Source organism: Pseudomonas sp. (assembly GCF_051660785.1).
In the GTDB taxonomy this organism is placed as follows: domain Bacteria; phylum Pseudomonadota; class Gammaproteobacteria; order Pseudomonadales; family Pseudomonadaceae; genus Aquipseudomonas.
Map to the genome: position 1 here is coordinate 55,047 of NZ_JBOFQE010000089.1, position 17,989 is coordinate 73,035.

General features: G+C 57.7%; 18 protein-coding genes. 7 read left to right on the forward strand and 11 right to left on the reverse strand.

All coding sequences use genetic code 11. The annotated features are described in order from the left end of the window. Positions 1-16: 16 nt before the first annotated feature. On the reverse strand, positions 17-943 hold the full coding sequence (gene rbsK, locus ACRC4F_RS24820; protein ID WP_438661731.1) for a ribokinase: 927 nt from the start codon (positions 941-943) through the stop codon (positions 17-19). A gap of 362 nt (positions 944-1,305) precedes the next feature. On the opposite strand from rbsK, the gene ACRC4F_RS24825 reads away from it, so the two are divergent. Next, positions 1,306-2,259: an alpha/beta hydrolase gene (locus tag ACRC4F_RS24825; protein ID WP_438661732.1), complete on the forward strand. Its 954-nt coding sequence runs from the start codon at positions 1,306-1,308 to the stop codon at positions 2,257-2,259. Here ACRC4F_RS24825 and ACRC4F_RS24830 read toward each other — a convergent pair. From ACRC4F_RS24830 to ACRC4F_RS24840, 3 genes are all read right to left on the reverse strand, one after another. After that, positions 2,231-4,045: an ABC transporter ATP-binding protein gene (locus ACRC4F_RS24830; protein ID WP_438661733.1), complete on the reverse strand. Its 1,815-nt coding sequence runs from the start codon at positions 4,043-4,045 to the stop codon at positions 2,231-2,233. The genes ACRC4F_RS24825 and ACRC4F_RS24830 overlap by 29 nt on opposite strands. Positions 4,046-4,215: 170 nt before the next feature. Continuing rightward, positions 4,216-4,575: a DUF6124 family protein gene (locus ACRC4F_RS24835; protein WP_438661734.1), complete on the reverse strand. Its 360-nt coding sequence runs from the start codon at positions 4,573-4,575 to the stop codon at positions 4,216-4,218. A gap of 396 nt (positions 4,576-4,971) precedes the next feature. After that, positions 4,972-5,985: an AraC family transcriptional regulator gene (locus ACRC4F_RS24840; protein WP_438661735.1), complete on the reverse strand. Its 1,014-nt coding sequence runs from the start codon at positions 5,983-5,985 to the stop codon at positions 4,972-4,974. Positions 5,986-6,149: 164 nt separating this feature from the next. Here ACRC4F_RS24840 and ACRC4F_RS24845 point away from each other — a divergent pair, with 164 nt between their 5' ends. The 4 genes from ACRC4F_RS24845 to ACRC4F_RS24860 all read left to right on the forward strand — a co-directional run bounded on the left by ACRC4F_RS24845 (position 6,150) and on the right by ACRC4F_RS24860 (position 8,697). Then, the gene (locus tag ACRC4F_RS24845; protein ID WP_438661736.1) at positions 6,150-7,001 is read left to right on the forward strand and encodes a 3-hydroxybutyryl-CoA dehydrogenase; all 852 of its coding nucleotides are present in this window, start codon (positions 6,150-6,152) and stop codon (positions 6,999-7,001) included. After that, the gene (locus tag ACRC4F_RS24850) at positions 6,988-7,593 is read left to right on the forward strand and encodes a TetR/AcrR family transcriptional regulator (RefSeq protein WP_438661737.1); all 606 of its coding nucleotides are present in this window, start codon (positions 6,988-6,990) and stop codon (positions 7,591-7,593) included. The genes ACRC4F_RS24845 and ACRC4F_RS24850 overlap by 14 nt, the downstream gene beginning before the upstream one ends. 144 nt (positions 7,594-7,737) lie before the next feature. After that, positions 7,738-8,151: a VOC family protein gene (locus ACRC4F_RS24855; protein ID WP_438661738.1), complete on the forward strand. Its 414-nt coding sequence runs from the start codon at positions 7,738-7,740 to the stop codon at positions 8,149-8,151. Positions 8,152-8,268: 117 nt separating this feature from the next. Further along, positions 8,269-8,697: a hypothetical protein gene (locus ACRC4F_RS24860; protein ID WP_438661739.1), complete on the forward strand. Its 429-nt coding sequence runs from the start codon at positions 8,269-8,271 to the stop codon at positions 8,695-8,697. Positions 8,698-8,773: 76 nt separating this feature from the next. Here the strand turns inward: ACRC4F_RS24860 and ACRC4F_RS24865 are convergent, their stop codons facing one another. The 7 genes from ACRC4F_RS24865 to ACRC4F_RS24895 all read right to left on the reverse strand — a co-directional run bounded on the left by ACRC4F_RS24865 (position 8,774) and on the right by ACRC4F_RS24895 (position 15,948). After that, positions 8,774-10,000: an RtcB family protein gene (locus tag ACRC4F_RS24865; protein ID WP_438661740.1), complete on the reverse strand. Its 1,227-nt coding sequence runs from the start codon at positions 9,998-10,000 to the stop codon at positions 8,774-8,776. Between the two features lie 16 nt (positions 10,001-10,016). After that, positions 10,017-11,036 carry an ABC transporter substrate-binding protein gene (locus tag ACRC4F_RS24870; RefSeq protein WP_438661741.1) on the reverse strand — a complete coding sequence of 340 codons (1,020 nt, stop codon included), beginning with the start codon at positions 11,034-11,036 and terminating at the stop codon, positions 10,017-10,019. Between the two features lie 189 nt (positions 11,037-11,225). Continuing rightward, complete coding sequence (locus ACRC4F_RS24875; RefSeq protein WP_154741692.1) at positions 11,226-11,441, reverse strand: TOBE domain-containing protein; 216 nt, start codon at positions 11,439-11,441, stop codon at positions 11,226-11,228. Between the two features lie 241 nt (positions 11,442-11,682). Continuing rightward, positions 11,683-12,150 (reverse strand): hypothetical protein, encoded by a 468-nt coding sequence (locus ACRC4F_RS24880; protein ID WP_438661742.1) that lies wholly within the window; start codon positions 12,148-12,150, stop codon positions 11,683-11,685. Then, positions 12,147-12,467 (reverse strand): hypothetical protein, encoded by a 321-nt coding sequence (locus tag ACRC4F_RS24885; protein ID WP_438661743.1) that lies wholly within the window; start codon positions 12,465-12,467, stop codon positions 12,147-12,149. The genes ACRC4F_RS24880 and ACRC4F_RS24885 overlap by 4 nt, the downstream gene beginning before the upstream one ends. A 75-nt stretch (positions 12,468-12,542) precedes the next feature. Beyond that, entirely contained in the window at positions 12,543-13,988 is a 1,446-nt protein-coding gene (locus ACRC4F_RS24890) for an MBL fold metallo-hydrolase (RefSeq protein WP_438661744.1), read from the reverse strand. Positions 13,989-13,992: 4 nt separating this feature from the next. Further along, positions 13,993-15,948 (reverse strand): hypothetical protein, encoded by a 1,956-nt coding sequence (locus tag ACRC4F_RS24895; RefSeq protein WP_438661745.1) that lies wholly within the window; start codon positions 15,946-15,948, stop codon positions 13,993-13,995. Positions 15,949-16,320: 372 nt separating this feature from the next. Between ACRC4F_RS24895 and ACRC4F_RS24900 the strand changes: the two genes are divergently transcribed. Then, positions 16,321-17,424: a hypothetical protein gene (locus tag ACRC4F_RS24900; protein ID WP_438661746.1), complete on the forward strand. Its 1,104-nt coding sequence runs from the start codon at positions 16,321-16,323 to the stop codon at positions 17,422-17,424. Positions 17,425-17,638: 214 nt separating this feature from the next. Beyond that, positions 17,639-17,842 (forward strand): hypothetical protein, encoded by a 204-nt coding sequence (locus ACRC4F_RS24905; RefSeq protein WP_438661747.1) that lies wholly within the window; start codon positions 17,639-17,641, stop codon positions 17,840-17,842. Positions 17,843-17,989 lie beyond the last annotated feature (147 nt).

Here is a 17,989-nt window from a genome sequence, read left to right on the forward strand (position 1 = left end):
GTGAATCAGCTCGATTTCAAGCGCCGAGTTGGCGTTGGAATTCAGCGAATGCAGTGGCGTCCGGGTAGGAGGTCTGGGTGCCGAGGCCCGTGACCGAGCAGGCGGAATACGCCACGGCCTGAGTCATGGCGGCGCGGATGTCGCGGTCGCGGCACCAGTGATGGATGAAGCAACCGATGAAGGCGTCGCCTGCCCCGGTGGTGTCGCGTGCGGCGACGGACAGGCCAGGAATCTGGAACTCGCCCTCCTCACCCACATACAGCGCGCCCTGCTGGCCGAGGGTCACGATGACGTGGCGAATGCCGCTGGCGACCAGCGTCTGCGCGGCTTTATGCGCCGACTCCGGCGAGTCGACGATTTGGCCGGTGATCAGCGCCAGCTCGGATTCGTTGGGCACCAGGAAATCCAGTTGCGCCAGGTGTTCACGGTTCAAACCTGACAAGGCCGGTGCCGGATTGAGTAGCACCGGGATGTTGTGGGCGCGGCCGAATTCGATGGCGTGGTAAACGGTGTCGACGTTGATTTCCAGTTGCAGAACGATCAGCGAGCACTCGCGCAATGCCTGGGCCGCCGCGTCGATATCCGCCGGGACCAGATGCGCATTGGCGCCTTTGACGATGAGGATGCTGTTGTGCGAGTCGGCCTGGACGAAGATCGGCGCCACACCGCTGGACACGCCGGGCACGCGCTGCACGTAACGGGTGTCGATGCCAAAGCGCTGGAAATTCGCGAGCGTGTTGTCGGCAAACATGTCATCGCCGACTTTGGTGAGCATCAGCACCTGCGCACCGAGCTTCGCCGCAGCGACCGCCTGATTGGCGCCCTTGCCGCCACAACCGAGGGCAAACCCCGGCGCTTCGAGCGTCTCGCCCTGGGCCGGCATGCGGTCGATGTAGGTGATCAGATCCACCATGTTGCTGCCGATGACTGCGATCTTGCTCATTGCTATCCCACCTTGATCCGGCTTGCCAGACTGACGCTGGACGTTGTTGTTTTGTTATTTAAATAACATTTTGTGTGATTATTCAATCTTTTTGTAGGATTTGGTTTGAGGCAAAGACGAATGGCTTTGCGCGCAGCTTTGAACATGCGTAGGTAGGAATGACGCCATCGCGAGCAGGCTCGCTCCCACAGGAGTACGCATTCCAATGTGGGAGCGAGCCGGCTCCGGGCGGCGTTCCGACGATGGGGCCGGAAGCATCACCGCCTGATCCGGCCCATCCATACGACTGTCGAATTTATCCCCACCTCCCCCCACGCATCTGTTAAAACCCGAACTTTCCTTTACGCCCTCCGGACCTTTGCATGTTTTCAAACCTGATGAGCCGCCTGAGCCGACGCTGGCTACCCTGGCTGTGCATGGCCGCGCTGGTTGTCGGCTTGCCCGTGGGTTGCGGCGTACTCAAATACAAAGAGCGCGAGCTGCTGTTCCGTATCGAGCCGGGCACTGCCGGCTGGTATCGCGGTTTGCCCAAAGACGTTCAGGAATTCGATATCAAGCCTGCCAGCTTCAAGGGCGGGCAAAACCTGCATGCCTGGTGGTGGCCCGCTGCGCGTCGCGATGCGCCGTCGATCCTGTATTTGCATGGGGTGCGCTGGAACCTGACCGGCCAGGCGTTCCGCATCGAGCAATTGCGGGCGATGGGCTATTCGGTGCTGGCGATCGACTACCGAGGCTTTGGCCAGAGCAAGGGTGATCTGCCGTCGGAAGCCAGTGTCTACGAAGATGCCCGAGTCGCCTGGGAGCGCTTCAAGGCGATGCAACCGGACGCCAACAAACGCCTGATCTACGGCCATTCCCTGGGCGGCGCGGTGGCCATCGACCTCGCGGCAGACCTGGCGGCACAAGCGAAAAAGGACCACAGCGCGATACCGGTGCGCGGTCTGGTGATCGAGTCCACGTTTACGTCGCTGGGCGATGCCGTGGCGCAAGTGGCCGACAACAACCTGCCGGTGAAATGGCTGCCGGTGCGCTGGTTGCTGTCGCAGAAATTCGATTCCATCGACAAGATCGTCGACATCGACATGCCGCTGTTGGTGGTGCATGGCCTGGCCGATCCGTTCATGCCCTCGCGGTTCAGCCAGCAGCTGTTCAATGCCGCCAGCGAACCCAAGCGCCTGTTGCTGGTGCCCGGCGGTACGCACAACAACAGCATGAGCCTGGGTGGCAGCCAATACCGCCAGGCACTCGAGAACCTGATGAAGGCAAAACCGGCGCAGGTGGCCGGGTCTAGCGGTAACCCCGGGCTTGCAGGTTGAACAACTGCGCATAACGCCCGCCCGCTGCCACCAGACTGTCGTGATCGCCGCGCTCCAGGATCACCCCCTGATCCAGCACAATGATGTGATCGGCATTGCGCACGCTGGAAAACCGGTGGGAAATCAGCAACGTCATGCGGCCTTCGGTGTGCTCGCTGAAATGCTCGAACACCGCCGCTTCCGCAGCCGGGTCAAGTGCTGAGGTCGGCTCGTCCAGAATCAGGATATCGGCGTTGCGGCGCATGTAGGCACGGGACAAGGCGATCTTCTGCCACTGCCCGCCAGACAACTCCTGGCCACCGGCAAACCAGCGTCCCAGTTGCGTGGCGTAACCTCGATCCAGTCCCTCGATAAACGGCGCGGCCATGCCTTCGGTGGCCGCCTCTTTCCAGCGTTGTTCATCGTTGAATGCCAGCGTATCGCCGACGCCAATGTTCTCGCCGACGGAAAACTGGTAGCGGATGTAGTCCTGAAAAATCACGCCGATGCGTCGACGCAGCGCGTCTTCTTCCCACACCTGCAAATCGCTGCCGTCGAGCAAAATGCGCCCGTGATCGGGGCGATACAGGCGGGTCAGCAACTTGATCAGCGTGGTCTTGCCCGAACCGTTCTCCCCCACCAGCGCCAGGCTGCGCCCCGGCACCAGGTGCAAGTCGATGCCTTCCAGAGCGGCGCGACTCGCCCCCGGATAACGGAAACCCACGTTCTCGAATCGCAAACCATCACCGGGTACCGCCCCCACCGTGAGATGCCCGGCATCGGCCACCACCGGTTCGGCGAGGTATTCGTAGAGGCTCGACAGGTACAGACCATCCTCGTAGAGACCGCTGATGGCGCTCAAACTGCTGCTCACCGCCGTCTGCCCTTGCTTGAACAGCACCAGGTACATGGTCATCTGCCCAAGGCTGATCTGGCCGTGGACCGTATCGACCACCACCCACGCATAGGCCAGGTAAAACGCGGCGGTGCCGAGCAACCCCAGCACAAACCCCCAGCCATCCCGGCGTAAGGTCAGCCGACGGTCCTCGGCATACAGACGGGCAAACGTCTCGCGATAACGCTTCAACAGCAGCGGCGCAAAGCCGAACAGCTTGACCTCTTTGATGTAGCCCTCGTGGGAGAGCAGCGTCTCGATGTAATTCTGCTGCCGACTCTCCGGCGCCCGACGCGTGAACAGCCTGAACGCATCCCCGGAAAAATGCGCTTCGGCGAAAAACACCGGCAACGCACCCACCACCAGCAACACCAGCGCCCACGGCGAAAAATGCACCAGCAACACGCCGAAGCTGATCAACACAATCAGGTTCTGAATCAGCCCCAACGACTTCATCACCAACGCCAAGGGCCGCGTCGACGCTTCGCGCCGCACCCGCACCAACTTGTCGTAGAACTCGGAATTCTCGAACTGCACCAGCGACAACGTCTGGGCCTTCTCGAGAATCATCGTGTTGACCTTCTGCCCCAACTGCACCCGCAACAACGACTGCTGAACCGACAGCGCCCGCTGCGTCCCGGACAGCAACGCCAATACACCCGCTTCAAACAACACGTAACGCACCACCGGCCACAACGGCGCACTGCCCTGCTGCGCGTGCAATTGCATGGCGAAAACCACTGCATCGACGATGCGCTGGCCCAGCCAGGCGGCCAGGGCCGGGAGGACACCGGCGATCAGGGTGGCCAGGACCAGGCCGAGGAATAGACCGCGAGAAGTGCCCCAGACCAGGAGCAAGGCGCGTCTGGCCTGGTCGAGCAATGAGGTGAAACGGGAAAGTGCCGCAGGCATAGGGTGATGGGCTCGGCAGATGAAGGTCGCTGATCACGACAATGTCGTCATGGTACTTCAGCTAGATAACTGTGCAGACGGGAAACACCTGTGGTGAGGGGATTCATCCCCGTTGGGCTGCGCAGCAGCCCCCAAAATGGCACCGCTGCACAGCTCAACGAGTTACAGACTTACCTGGGCAAATCAATCTTATCCAACACCCGGTTCGCCGTGATCTCCGCCATCATGATGCTGTTGGAAATACCCAGCAGCGCATAACGCGACTCGCCCTCCAGATGATCCACCAACTGATGCACCATCACATCAACCGAAGCCAGCGTCTCGACCAAATAAACCGCCAGCGTTTCGGCCGTAGCCTCGGGGTCCACGGAAAACAGGCTGCTGCGTGTTCGCGGCGTGGCGTTGATGTCGGCATTCGACGGAAAGTGAAAGTCGAGCGCCCTCTCGGCGGCCTCGTTGAGCTTCTTTGAATCGGGTTCGTACGGGGACGCCGGATCGCTGTCTGGCGGATTAGGTGTGACCTTGAACATAGGCTGAGTTTCCAATTGGGTGCCACCCCTCTTGCGACTAAACGTAAGGGGAGGCAGCTGCACGCAGGTTAGTCGACCGGGAAACTCAGCAATCCGGCGCGCCCGAGAGCGCCCTGCGTACAGCCACCATCAAGTACAGGAATGAAGACCTGCATGACAGATGCACGCACAACTGAGTTAACGCGGGCGACTAAACCCGATCACTGAAGGGCAGTGACGGGAATCAAGTTACCGAGCGGCCCCAAGGCGCACAAGCCGGCGGATTCTGGCGCAGCCGTAGGCAACGGCGCAAGGTTTTGTAGCTTTCAGGACGTAACCTCGATGAGTTTTAAACAAGCACTCATTCATGGTTAAACGGTCGAGTAAGGTTGACCACAAAGTGCCCGCTCAAAACACTTACTGGGAACCCTGAAACCGCGCCCGATACCGCCCCGGACTCTCCCCCGTCCACTTCTTGAACGCCCGATGAAACGCGCTCGGTTCCTGGAAACCCAGCTGTTCAGCAATGTCGCTGATACTCGCCCGACTCTCACGCAACTGCTCAAACGCCACCCCGCGCCGCACTTCGTCCTTGATCTCCTGATACGAACAGCCTTCCCGCTCAAGCTTGCGGCGAAAGGTGCTGGGGCTGAGGTGTTGTTCCAGGGCAAACGCCTGCAAGGTCGGCCATTGGCTGTAATGGCTGTTGCGCAGACGCTGATGGACCTGCGACGCCAGGCCATGTTGGTTGCGAAAGCGGATCACCAGCCATTGCGGCGCCGTGCGCAGGAACACTTTCAGTGAGGCCAGGTCCTGGACCACCGGGAGGCGCAGGTAGTGGCTGGCGAATTCGATTTCGGTGCGTTCGGCACCGAAGGTCAGGTTGGGGCCCCAGAGCAATCGGTCGTCGCTGAGGGAAACACGTTCATGGCGAAAATCCGCGCGGTCGATGGGGATGCGCCGCCCGCCGAGCCAGCACAGCAGGCTGATCATCAGCACCAGGAACGTCTCTTCACCGAAACGGCTGGCGTCTTCGTTTTGCGCGTGGGTGTCGAGGCTGATGATCGCGCGTTTGCCGCGCACGGTCAGGGTGCCGCGAAAGTCGCGCAGGAACAGCGCGAAGTTGGCCAGGCACTGGCGCATGGCTTTGTGCAGGTCAGGCTCCTGGATCAAGGCGCGGCAGATCAGCGCGAAGCTGCCGGGTGGCATGCCGTGGGAGTCGAGCCGGAAGAATTCATCGTTCAACTCGCGGATCTGAATCAGCCACAGCGCGGCAAACGCGCTCGCCGGCACGCGTGCGGTCGGCTGCTCGATCAACGCCAGGTCGATGCCCGCCTCTTTCAGCGCAGCTCGCGAGCGCTGCGGATTGTCGCCTTGCCCATGGATCATCGCCTGCACGAAGTAGGCCGCCACCGAGTCCTTTTCCCGCATTTGAACGCTTCTCTCCCCATCGCCCGAATGGCAAAAAACACCAGCACCGTTGAACAGTTGCGGCATAGGACAACCGCCCTGCCGGTTCTAGACTCGCGGCCAATAGTACGCCTTCGGCCGTTGCGGCGGCCAAGGTATCGCAAGGTTGATCGGAAGGACGGGACATGAATCTGCAAAACATTGGCGTGATCGGCGCGGGCACCATGGGCAACGGCATTGCGCAAGTCTGTGCGCTGGCCGGCTTTAATGTGACCTTGATCGACATCGCCGACAGCGCCCTGCAAAAGGCGCTGGCCACCGTCGGCAAAAACCTCGACCGGCAGATTGCCAAGGAAACCCTGACCGAAGCGCAAAAGCTCGACGCCCTCGCGAAGATCCGCACCAGCACCGATTACAGCAGCCTGCAGAACGTGCAACTGGTGATCGAAGCCGCCACCGAAAACCTCGACCTGAAACTGCGTGTGCTGCAACAGATTGCGGCACAGGTCAGCGCCGAGTGTGTGATCGCCTCCAACACCTCGTCGCTGTCGATTACTCAACTGGCCGCCAGCGTCAGCCAGCCTGAGCGTTTCATCGGTCTGCACTTCTTCAACCCGGTGCCGGTGATGGGCCTGATCGAGGTGATCCGCGGTCTGCAAACCAGCGACGCGACCCACGCCCTGGCGCTGGACATGGCCACCACCCTCGGCAAAACCGCGATCACCGCCGGCAACCGCCCGGGCTTCGTGGTCAACCGGATTCTGGTGCCGATGATCAACGAAGCAATCCTGGTGTTTCAGGAAGGCCTGGCCAGCGCCGACGACATCGACGCCGGCATGCGCCTGGGCTGCAACCAGCCGATCGGCCCGTTGGCATTGGCCGACCTGATCGGTCTGGACACCGTACTGGCGATTCTCGAGGCGTTCTACGACGGCTTCAACGACAGCAAATACCGCCCCGCTCCCCTGCTCAAGGAAATGGTCGCCGCCGGCTACCTGGGACGCAAAACAGGACGTGGCTTCCATGCCTATGCCTGAGCGTTGCTCGCGCTTCGCCGAGTACCGGGACAAGGTGCTGGAGTTGTTCGCCAGCAAGGGGTTCGGGCAGGTCGGCATGCGTGAGCTGGCCACATGCCTGGGGTTGTCCCCGGGCTCGTTGTATCACCATTACCCGAGCAAACAGCACTTGCTGCTCGATCTGATCGAGGAGTTCTACGAAGAACTGCTGTCGACCCTCGGGCGTATCGATCAAAAGGCCTCGGCCAAACGCGACAAACTGCCGAACCTTATTCGCGCGCACCTGAATCTGCACCGGGAAATGCCCTGGCATTTTCGCCTGGCGGAGCGCGACAGCGGCTGCCTGAACGATGAGCAACAGGCGCGTGTTCGGCAGCTGCGCGAGCAATACGAGCGCAAGCTGCTGAAGATGCTCGGCGCCCCGTCCCGTCTCGGCGAACAGGGGTTGATCGCCGCCGGACACGCCATCGCCAACTTGCTCAACAGCGCGCCCGGCTGGCTGGGACAACATCCGCTGGAGGAAGCGCAGCGCGATGAGCTGCTGGAAAACCTGGTGACCGGTGCCGTCGAGCGTTTGTTGCGCCCGTCATCCGTCACGCGCGCGGTGGCCTGAAATTTTCAGGCAATAAGCCTCGCCTCTTCCATAGAAAAACCGTCTAAACAAATCCTGCACAACCCCGCCTCTAACGCTTTGCTACTTGGAGTCCATTCAAAGGCCAATGTGGGTCTCCAGGCCCACGGTTACCGGGAGCAGAACATGAAAATCAATCCCTACCTCATCTTCAACGGCGACTGCAAAGCCGCCTTCACCTTCTATGAGCAAGCCCTGCAAGGTCAGATCGAAATGATGATGACCTTCGGCGAAAGCCCGGCGCGCGAGCACTTTCCTGCCGACCTGCACAACCTGATCATCCATACCCGTCTGGCGGTGGGCGATCAGGCAATCATGGGTTCGGACACCACACCGGATCGCCCGACGGATGACATGAGTGGGTGTTCGGTCTCGCTGAATGTCGACAGCATTGCCGAAGCCGAGCGTGTCTTTGGCGCTCTGTCGGAAGACGGCAACGTGCAAATGCCGCTGGAAAAGACTTTCTGGGCGGCGCGTTTCGGCATGCTGGTGGACCGCTTCGGTGTGTCGTGGATGGTGAATTGCGAAAAGGATCAGTGACCGTTCAGGCGTGTAAAAGCCCAACCTGAAGGGGCTGGGCTTTCTGGAAACTCCCGGGCCGTCTGCTACCGTCAACAGGCCACCCCGCATCGCTGCGGCCCTTCGGAGGAAACCCACATGCCTGCTCATGACGCGCTTTGGTCCACCCGTTTGAAACTGTCGCTGCTGGCGGCTGGGCTCGCCGCCACCCTGCTTGCGCTCAATGGTTGCGCCTCCGTCGATGCGCGGACCACCGCTTATGTGGGCGTCGAGCATCCCGCGCCGACAATGGCCAGCGAAGTCGTAGTGTTGCGGACCGAACCGCTTCGCCCGCACATCCGCTTGGGTGAAGTATTGATTGATGCCAGCGTCGATCCTGCGCCTCCGATCACAGAGGTAGAAGCGAAACTGCGGGATGAGTCGGCCAAGCTCGGAGGTGATGCCGTGGTAGTGGTCTACGACCATATCCAGCCGATGGGCGCCTATGTCAACGGGCCGCTGTGGGCTCGCGATGTCCGGACCATTGAGGGGCGAAAACTCAAGGGGATCGTGATCAAGTATCGCTAGATTGAAAGATCGCAGCCTCGTTTCACTCGACAGCTGCTACAGGGAACTCGCGAGGCTGCGATCTTTTGATCTTGACCTACCCCTTCACGCACACCACCTGACGCAAAGTGTGCAGCACTTCCACCAATTCGCGCTGGGCGTGCATTACGCGGTCGATGTCTTTGTAGGCCATCGGTATTTCATCGATCACCGCTGCATCCTTGCGGCACTCGACGTGGGCAGTGGCGCGAATCTGGTCTTCGACGGTGAACAGGTTTTTCGCTTTGGTACGGCTCATTACCCGGCCGGCTCCGTGGCTGCAGGAGCAGAATGATTGCTCGTTGCCGAGCCCGCGGACGATGAAACTCTTCGCCCCCATCGATCCCGGAATGATCCCCAACTCGCCCTTCTGCGCCGACACCGCGCCCTTGCGGGTGACCAGTATCTCCTGACCGAAATGCCGCTCTTTCTGCACGTAGTTGTGGTGACAGTTCACCGCCTCCAGGGCGACTTCGAACGGCTTGCTGATCACTTTTCGGGTTGCCTGGATTACCGCTTGCATCATCAGGGCACGGTTTTGTTTGGCGAAGTCCTGGGCCCAATTCACGGCTTCGACGTAATCGTCAAAATGCCTGCTGCCTTCCTTGAAGTAGGCCAGGTCGCGGTCCGGCAGATCGGCAATGTGCTGACGCATGTCGGCCTGGGCCAGTTGAATGAACAGATTGCCGATGGCGTTGCCAACCCCGCGTGAACCGCTGTGCAGCATGAACCAGACGCGGTTGGTTTCATCCAGGCACACCTCGATGAAGTGGTTGCCGCTGCCCAACGTGCCCAAGTGCCCGCGATTGTTGGTGCTGGCGAGTTTCGGGTACTTGTCGGTGATCGCCTTGAACCGTGGATTCAAGGCAGCCCAAGCCTGATCGGCCTGCTTCGGAACGCTGTCCCACGCCCCTTTGTCCTTTACGCCACGACCCACCGTGCGGCCATGGGGCACCGCTTTCTCGATGGCGCAGCGCAACCCATGCAGGTTGTCCGGCAAGTCGCTGGCCGTCAGCGACGTGCGCGCGGCGATCATGCCGCAGCCGATGTCCACGCCGACCGTGGCCGGAATGATCGCGCCGACGGTCGGGATCACACTGCCGATGGTCGAGCCTTTGCCCAGGTGCACATCGGGCATCACCGCCAGGTGTTTGAAGATAAATGGCATCTTCGCGGTGTTGATCAATTGCTGCCTGGCTTCGTTTTCTACCGGGACGCCTTCGGTCCAGAGCTTGATCGGTTTGCCGTTGGCGACTTCCAGCAGTTGGTAGCTCTGCTTTTGCATGATGTCCGGTCTTTTCTCAACTGCCTGCACCGCCATGTGCTTCCTCAAAGAAGTAATCTTTCCAGCTGTCAGCCTTGTTTTTCAGCACGCCGAGCGCCTGCAGTTGCTCGGCATAGATAAAGGTGCGCTGTGGCACCACGGTAAAGTCGATTTCGGGGTCGGCGACAATTTTCTCTACCAATGGCAAGGATAGTTTCGATTGCTCCACGCGGATATAGGTCTGGGCAGCTGCGGGCTTATCGGCCTTGATGATTTTCTCGGCCTCGGCCAGCGCCGCGTAAAACGCCTTGTAGGTTTTCGGGTTTTCGTCGTGGAATTTCTCGGTCGTGTACAACACGTTAAACGTGGCCTGGCCACCCAACACGTCGTAGGAACTCAGCACCTTGTGCACGTTGGGACTTTGCAGTTCCTGATACTGGAATGGCGGGCTGGAAAAATGTGAGTTGATCTCCGAACCGCCCGCAATCAACGCCGACGTCGCATCCGGGTGCGCGAGGCTGATCGAGATGTCGTCAAACTTCTTGAAGTTGTCAGCGCCGAACTGCTTGGCCGTTTCGATCTGCAACGTGCGCGACTGGAAACCGACACCCGCCGCCGGTACGGCGATGCGATCCTTTTCAGTGAAGTCCTTGAGGCTTTTCACGTTCGGATTATTGGTCAGCAGGTAGTTGGGCATCGATCCGAGCGAGGCGATGGCCTTGACGTTTTGCTTGCCCTTGGTCCGGTCCCAGATCGTCAGCATCGGCGGCACGCCTGCCGACACCACATCCAGCGCACCGGCCAGCAGCGCCTCGTTCATCGCCGTGGCACCGGAGATGCTGTTCCAGTCGACCTTGATGTCGAGCCCCTGCTCCTTGCCATGTTTCTCGATGAGCTGCTGATCGCGCACCACATCCAGAATCAGGTAACCGATGCCAAATTGCTGGGCAATGCTGATTTTGCCCTCGGCCTGAACGCCGCCGCTGAGCAACGCACTCATCGCCGCCACGGAGGCTGCCAACAGAGTCAACGGGGAACGTTTGAAAGGAGTCGCCATGAAAACCTCAGTGTGATGGGTACAAAGAACCTGTGGGAGCGTGGCTTGCCCGCGAAGAACGATGACGCGTAATACCTGAAAAGACGCGGTGCATTCTTCGCGGGCAAGCCTCGCTCCCACAGGATTTTCGTCGCTCGTGACTTACCGGCATTAGCCGAGGCCGCTGGTGTTGAATTCCGAACGAGCTCTTCAAAGCTTGGCGATGGAGACCTCGGTGGATTTGACGAAGGCAATCACCTCGCTGCCGACTTTCAGTTCAAGGTCGCGCACCGAACGGGTGGTGATCACCGAAGTGACAATTCCGGAAGCGGTTTGCACATCGATTTCGGACACCACTTCGCCCAGCACTATTTCCTTGATGACGCCTTTGAACTGGTTACGGACGTTGATCGCTTTGATGGTCATGTCGAGGCTTCCTGTCTGATATCGGACACATCCGCATGGATGCGCAGGCCATCAAAGTGCACCACCTGAACCAGCAACAAAAGGAATATATAATTATCTGCTTATTCTATTATGGAATATAACGGCTTCTCTCGCTGATCCCATGGGTCACGGCAACAGAGCTGCTCAATCAGTGGACATATCGCACTGCATGTCTTATCAGGATCTCTGTTAACCGATCTAATATCGTCCAAACAGCTACTCAATCAAGATCAATGGAATCAATGAACCCTTTGGTTCGACCGATAAGTTTTTCGCGCAATTTATCCCGAACGCCAGACAGCACGACATCATTGACCGTAATCTTGCCTGAGCAGTGTTTCAACTTAAGCGTATTGGAATGAAACTTGAAAAATATGACCTGGGTCATTTCATAATTGGCGTCTAGTTCAAATGCCATGGTCGTGATTGCAAACTCGCCATTCTCTTGCTGTTGTGCGAGAGCGATCTGAAATCTCGTAGCGTTTGCATGCTGACTTTCGCGATTAAAAATGGTTATCCAGGGATCGTCTTTTTTCATTGTCTTCATTGCTTCGAGGGTTGCTACAACGATCGTCAACGCTGTGGAACCCGCACCCAGTAAAACGCTCGCCACTTTCAATATCGCTTCATGGGTTTCAAGCCCTTTGACTTGCCCACTATAGACATCAAAGCTTTTTGACTGGATCACCCAACCCAGATTCTCCAGGACCTCAAAATAGATGTTGTACCAATCGAAACCTCACTTTTCAGATTGACCTTTGTGTTAGCCGCCAGTTGAGCCAGAGATGCGCAATCCACAATATCCTGGCGCCGCTCGGCAGAAACCCCTTTTACAAACGACACCACTTCTGAACCAATAACAGTCGCCTGATTTTTCGAGGCATCGAAGACGACTACCTTCCCAGCAGTGTCTTGCGCATTAAACTCGAGAGTTCGGGTACGCCTCTTGGGAAGCTCGAGGTCAGTCACGTATTGGCGAGCTGAATCTACAGAAATATCACTCATTTCCATGCTCCTTGACCCGTGAACGAAGACATAAATGCCTACTGTTTGTTGGTGACTTCCAGGCATAGGTTGATTTCAATATGGGATCAATAACTCCACCCACGATTCATTTGGCCCATAATTCAGGACCACAGGGTTATTCGGGTCTGTCGGTGAATCTTTGAAGGTTTTCATTTCGCTTTCTGGTTTGCCATCACCTGAAACAACCCGATTTTTAGTGCGTTGTTGCAGCGCACTCAGAAGGTCCGGATAGGGCATTTTCCAGTCTTTGCCTTTCGCAACATCAGCGTCGACAGGAATCATCGCCACCAACCGCGAATCATGCATTTTCTCCAATCCTGCCGCACGAGCGGTGGCGTTATGGCTGCAATGATGGCCAACTTTGTAAAGCGTAACCCGTGCGAGGATTTCATCTCGCGTCAGTGGCGCGGGCGATCCTGCGACTTTCTTCTTGGGATAAGTCTGATCCCCCCAGGATAACCAGTTGCCCACTTGGGCGTCTCCGGGAAAGAGCAGGATTTGCCCATCGGGCAGTTCGAAAGCCAGGACCAGACTTGTATTGTTAGTGTCCGAATCCATCTTTAGGGCAAGGGTTTCCGCCCCATCCAGCCATTCGTCTTCAATGCAACGCCATTGGTTTTCGCTGCTGAAATAGCGTTGTTCGACACTGGCCTCATCTTCATCCGCCCCGCTGTGGGCATCAGTATCGCTTTGCGCCTTTTCGTACGTACGCTGATAAGGAGAGGCGAACGGGGTATCGGCCGCGGGAGGGACCACACCTTTGAGCCGCAGCGTCCGCTCCTCCAACGCCATGGCTTCGTCCAGGCTGGTCACGTAGACCTCTTTACCCGTCCCCTTGCTTGGCAAGTCCTTGCGCAAACGCTCTTCGGAACGTGGCGGCCCCATGACGTACGCCTTGAGCGTACCGATGGCGGCCGGTCGCGCAACTTCACCAGGTTCCAGATAGCGGATGGCTTTCGATCCCGCCTTGGCTTTGAGCTTTTCAATGGTTGTTCGCTTGTCCTTACTGGCAAGACCGGCAAGCGGTTCGATAAAGGCCCCCAGGCCATGTACCGTCTTGATTCGCGCATCCTGGCTCAATGCAGTCCCGTTTCCACTCAGACCGACGACGCCAGCCAAAGCCACTTTCGCCTTTTTGAAGCGGGCATGCAGCGCTACTGCCTGAGAGTCATTCGGGTCCTCGGTCCAGGCCAGCCAGAGTTCACCGATGCGAAAATCCTCGCCAAAAAAGCGCGCCTGTTCATAAAGGAAGCCGCTCGTGTGGTCATGATGCTCGTGGGTCACCACCACCAGGTCCAGCACGCCCCCGGTGGTTTTGTGAATGTCGTCGACGATACGCGCCATTTTGAGCTTGCCGTCCTTCGACCCTTGCAACACGCCACAGTCGATCAGTATGTGGCGGGTTGTGCCGGCTTCCAGGTAGCGAATCAGAAAGCAGTCGCCCAGAATTCCACGGTACATGCGAATCGCCACCTTGCCCTGAAGATTGGAATCCGTCATGGCGTCATACTCCTCGGTGGGTCATGGCAAAGGCGTTATCGCCCAGGCGCGGGCGACGGTAAGTCAGGGCGAGTCCATCATTTCCGGTCTGGAGGAAACTACTTTGTTCACCCAAGCGATCATCGTCATTGATGCGCTTGCGGATGACGTAGCGCAGCGTGCCATCGCGCAGGTCAATGATCAGCGTCGCGCCCCCGCGAAAAGTAAAGTCGTAAGGGCTGTAATCCTTTTCGCGCAGAGGTGCGACATCTTCCTTACGCTGTTGCCCGACATCGAAGTAGCCGCGACGGCGCTGAGTAATTTCGACGACCAGTTGCCGAAGGTCCTGCCCATCCGGCCCTGCCCTGCGGCATGTTCGCACCGAGTGCACTTCTACGGCTGGTTGAACCCCGTCCCATCCGGTGAACAATGAACCTTGCATCGTGATTGCGCCCGGATGCGCCATAAAAAAAATCCCTAATACCCTCTCCCATTCAGCGTCATGCTCTGACTCTTCCATCAACCAGTTCCACACAACCTGACGGTTGTGTTCTGACTGACGAAACGCCTTTTCCCGTACGTACTGTGGAGTGAGATCAAGCGATCCACCTCGCCAGCTCTGATTCGGGGGAGCCTTGAACTCAAGAAGGTCATCGGCCGTCAGCGTCAGTTCCTCTGTCTGAACACCTTTTACTGATTCCCATAGCAGGCTGTCCGGTGCCAGGGACAAACACTTGTCCGGAAAAATGCCGCGGCGTCTGAACGCCTGGATGACGGCCAGGCGATAGTGCATCCGGTCATCCGGTACCAGGTCGTTATCGGCCGTGACTATCGCGCGCAGAAACTCGCCAAAATGCACATCAACCGGCGGCAAATAGTCCAGCGCACGAATGCACATGCGCAACACATGATCGGCAGACTTCACGGCTTCACGGGTCAGGCGTGCGATCAGCTCTGTCGACAAGTTGGCCGTCGACGTCTTGTCGTGCCCAGCCAGGCGAAAAAGATCGGTCGTGCGCTGTTCGTAAATGGTAATAAAAGCGTCGAAAACAGCGGCAACCAGTATCGCGCCCCGCTCATGAGGTTCGCTCAGCCGCGCAAGTCGAGTCGGGTCAGGCAAGCCGTCCTTGCCTTTCTCGTCGATGGCGTCGCGCAATGCTGCATATCGTCCCGAGGCCTCGCCGAATTGGCGAGCCAGGCCACTCAACCAGGAACGCTCACTCAAGTTGCCACGGCGTGCCGCCAACTGACTGGACACAACTTCCGGCAAAGTGAAATGCATCAACAGCGCAACAATGTCGGCGAAGGCTTCATGAAAAGCCAGGCTATCAACGCTGGTCGACTCGATGTAACGACGGTGCAAGCCGTCCAGAATGGCATGAGTCGTTTCATGCGCAACAATATCGTGGGACAGCGCCGTGAAGATCCAGCCGCCCGGCAAGTTCACCCCGGAATCACTCATCGAAGCCTTGAAGTAACCGAACAACAAAGCTTTCTTCGCAGGGCTGTAATAGGCGTTAGCCTCGCGTAATGCGTGGGGATAAATGCGCAACCTTCGCACATAGACGTAAGACTTGGTTTTTTTGGTGACTGCATCCTCGACGGCTCTGGGTGACCAGAACACTTTGCGCCCCAGAGCCCGTTCGAACAGTTTGATGGTCTTCATCGCAACGGTGAAGACCATCTGCTGATGAAAGCGCGGGTCTCCCTCGGAAGGCGCGAGGCCATCCTGGGCCAACAGATGCGGATCATTCAAATTAACAGGCTTGTAGAACTGTCCGCTCGTAGGGTCAACATCGATGACTTCGAGATACTCGTTCACAGGCCCTGGCAGGATCTCCGGCTCCCAACGTTGCTCCCAGGGTAATTCAATGGTGGCATGATTGATTTGCACCGTGTCCATTTGGGTCGAGGCTTGCGGGTCGAATGCATAGACTCGCAGTTTGCGAGTAGGCGGTGAAGGGTAGTCGGACTTGTCCACTCCATTTCTCCTTGTCTGACCAACGTTTGAATCACACTCTGACGAAAGTTGTGTTAGAGCGATAATCGATATCGACCCGCGAGCTTAAATACAGTATTTGGCAATCCTTCTCGTCAGGCTGTTTATCAGTCAAGTGGCAATAATGATGAGTGTCAAAGAAATAGCATATGAAATTTTGCTATGGAATTTATTGCTGGCGAACGCGTGGTAACCCAGTGATAAGTTACCGTTACAACAACTTGCGCGACGCTTTACACGCCTTGCGCATTTGCCACTTGCAGTTATATTTTCAAAAGCCCCCAGCATGAACCGGATCTGTCATTGGCGTTCGATGTTGCATGAGCCCCCTCCCATGAAGAAGGAGCAGCATCAATGTGGCCCACAACCTTGGCACAGACGATTTTCAACTTTCGAGGGCTGCTGATAATAGTCTCGTCCATGCTTGTGCTGGCAGCCACAGCGACTCCCGCGCAGGCGGACCTTCCCCGACTGTTCGTACAGCCGGGCAGTACGATCGTATTGGAACAAGGCACGGAAAAAATCGGAATTGTGGGCACGGCCCCCTCAGGCGCACGTGTGCTCACGACTGAGAGCGGTACACCGCAAGCCTACTGGATTCTGACCTATACCGCCTCGAATCCACCGCCCGCCGACTCCGAAGTACCCATTGTCTTTACCCAGGGGAACAGTTCCAAAACCAGCCTTGTCGAAATTACAAACACGCCGACTGCGCAAGATCCTGCGTTGATCGGAAAGACTACGCGCCTTCTTTTTGCAATGCTCGTGATGGCGGTGATACTCGAATCGGCATTCGCTGTGCTGTTCAATTGGCGCGTCTTTCTCGAGTTCTTTGACGGACGCGGCGTTCGCACCGTCGTGATGTTCTTGGCCGCCTATTTAGTTGTGCGTAGTTTTAATATTGATTTCATTGCAGACCTGATGAATATCTACCTGTCCGAGGTCACATCAAGTTTCGAAACGCGGTTCTTGACGGCGCTTGTGCTCGCGGGAGGAAGTGCAAGCGTCAATTCGCTCATGGTCGCACTCAACTTGCGGCAAAACCGCCAGGCTGAAAACGTTACACCGAAACCGCCAAAGACCAAGGCTTGGGTGGCCTTGAAGGTTCACCGGGAACGTGCGAAGAAAATCGTGGAAATCATGCAGCAGACAAGGCCGATCAACCCCGGGTCTACACCGCAACAATTGCTGGGGCTGGTTCGACAACAAAATGTCTTCAGACGCCTCGCGAAGTATTTTTGGCGCGATGTCGAGCGAGTTCCCATGACCGCGGGCATTGAGGTCGATCCGAATATTGAGTACACGTTTGTCATCCGCGGAGTAGACAGTAAAGGAGACGCCATTTATTGCGATGCCTCGGGGCGGTCGCTTTCGAATGCCAATGGGGTATACACCCCCGCACCACGGTCCTATGTATTTGCCCCGGGTACCATTGTCGACTTTGAAGTGACTCTTTGATCGACATTTATCTGGTTGTTGAGAGTCTTTGTTAACCATGACAACCACTCGTCGCCAATGAAATCGCGGCACGCATTGTTCGACCCGGTCTGGCTTAGGGATTGCACATGCCGGTCTTGGCAGCCCCAGAACGACGTAATTCTGACGCGGCGGCAAATCCAATCAACGCTTAAGGACTCCAGCGATACGCTTGGTCAGTCACCGGAGATGTAACGTGTCAACTCTCAATGAAATCGCAGCGAACCACGCGAGAATGGCTATGGCAAAGGCAGAAGAGTCGACCGGACTGAGTGAGCGACGCCCCCAGATCGTGGGCAGTGTCGAAATCCCATCCACTGAACAACAACACATTCCACTGCACCTCATCGCCGCCGTACAGGACAACCACCTCGGGCAGGTGGCCGGTTACTCGCTTTGACGGTTATTGGTCAGCAAGGAACAGTACTGTATTGAAGATGATCGCTCAGTGGAAAAACAGCAGCCTGCTCACCTGATGCCGATCAGTTAAGCAGTTTCAAGGCAGCGCAATTTTTGTAGCGGCTGGCGAAGCCTGCGTCCGGCTGCT

What these genes read in the sequence shown, in the direction of transcription:
- ACRC4F_RS24885 (WP_438661743.1), bottom strand. Translation starts at nt 12,467, where the DNA reads ATGAGTGATATTTCTGTAGATTCAGCTCGCCAATACGTGACTGACCTC.
- ACRC4F_RS24830 (WP_438661733.1), bottom strand. Translation starts at nt 4,045, where the DNA reads ATGCCTGCGGCACTTTCCCGTTTCACCTCATTGCTCGACCAGGCCAGA.
- ACRC4F_RS24855 (WP_438661738.1), top strand. Translation starts at nt 7,738, where the DNA reads ATGAAAATCAATCCCTACCTCATCTTCAACGGCGACTGCAAAGCCGCC.
- ACRC4F_RS24860 (WP_438661739.1), top strand. Translation starts at nt 8,269, where the DNA reads ATGCCTGCTCATGACGCGCTTTGGTCCACCCGTTTGAAACTGTCGCTG.
- ACRC4F_RS24850 (WP_438661737.1), top strand. Translation starts at nt 6,988, where the DNA reads ATGCCTATGCCTGAGCGTTGCTCGCGCTTCGCCGAGTACCGGGACAAG.
- ACRC4F_RS24835 (WP_438661734.1), bottom strand. Translation starts at nt 4,575, where the DNA reads ATGTTCAAGGTCACACCTAATCCGCCAGACAGCGATCCGGCGTCCCCG.
- ACRC4F_RS24865 (WP_438661740.1), bottom strand. Translation starts at nt 10,000, where the DNA reads ATGCAAAAGCAGAGCTACCAACTGCTGGAAGTCGCCAACGGCAAACCG.
- ACRC4F_RS24825 (WP_438661732.1), top strand. Translation starts at nt 1,306, where the DNA reads ATGTTTTCAAACCTGATGAGCCGCCTGAGCCGACGCTGGCTACCCTGG.
- ACRC4F_RS24890 (WP_438661744.1), bottom strand. Translation starts at nt 13,988, where the DNA reads ATGACGGATTCCAATCTTCAGGGCAAGGTGGCGATTCGCATGTACCGT.
- ACRC4F_RS24845 (WP_438661736.1), top strand. Translation starts at nt 6,150, where the DNA reads ATGAATCTGCAAAACATTGGCGTGATCGGCGCGGGCACCATGGGCAAC.
- rbsK (WP_438661731.1), bottom strand. Translation starts at nt 943, where the DNA reads ATGAGCAAGATCGCAGTCATCGGCAGCAACATGGTGGATCTGATCACC.
- ACRC4F_RS24900 (WP_438661746.1), top strand. Translation starts at nt 16,321, where the DNA reads ATGTGGCCCACAACCTTGGCACAGACGATTTTCAACTTTCGAGGGCTG.
- ACRC4F_RS24840 (WP_438661735.1), bottom strand. Translation starts at nt 5,985, where the DNA reads ATGCGGGAAAAGGACTCGGTGGCGGCCTACTTCGTGCAGGCGATGATC.
- ACRC4F_RS24875 (WP_154741692.1), bottom strand. Translation starts at nt 11,441, where the DNA reads ATGACCATCAAAGCGATCAACGTCCGTAACCAGTTCAAAGGCGTCATC.
- ACRC4F_RS24870 (WP_438661741.1), bottom strand. Translation starts at nt 11,036, where the DNA reads ATGGCGACTCCTTTCAAACGTTCCCCGTTGACTCTGTTGGCAGCCTCC.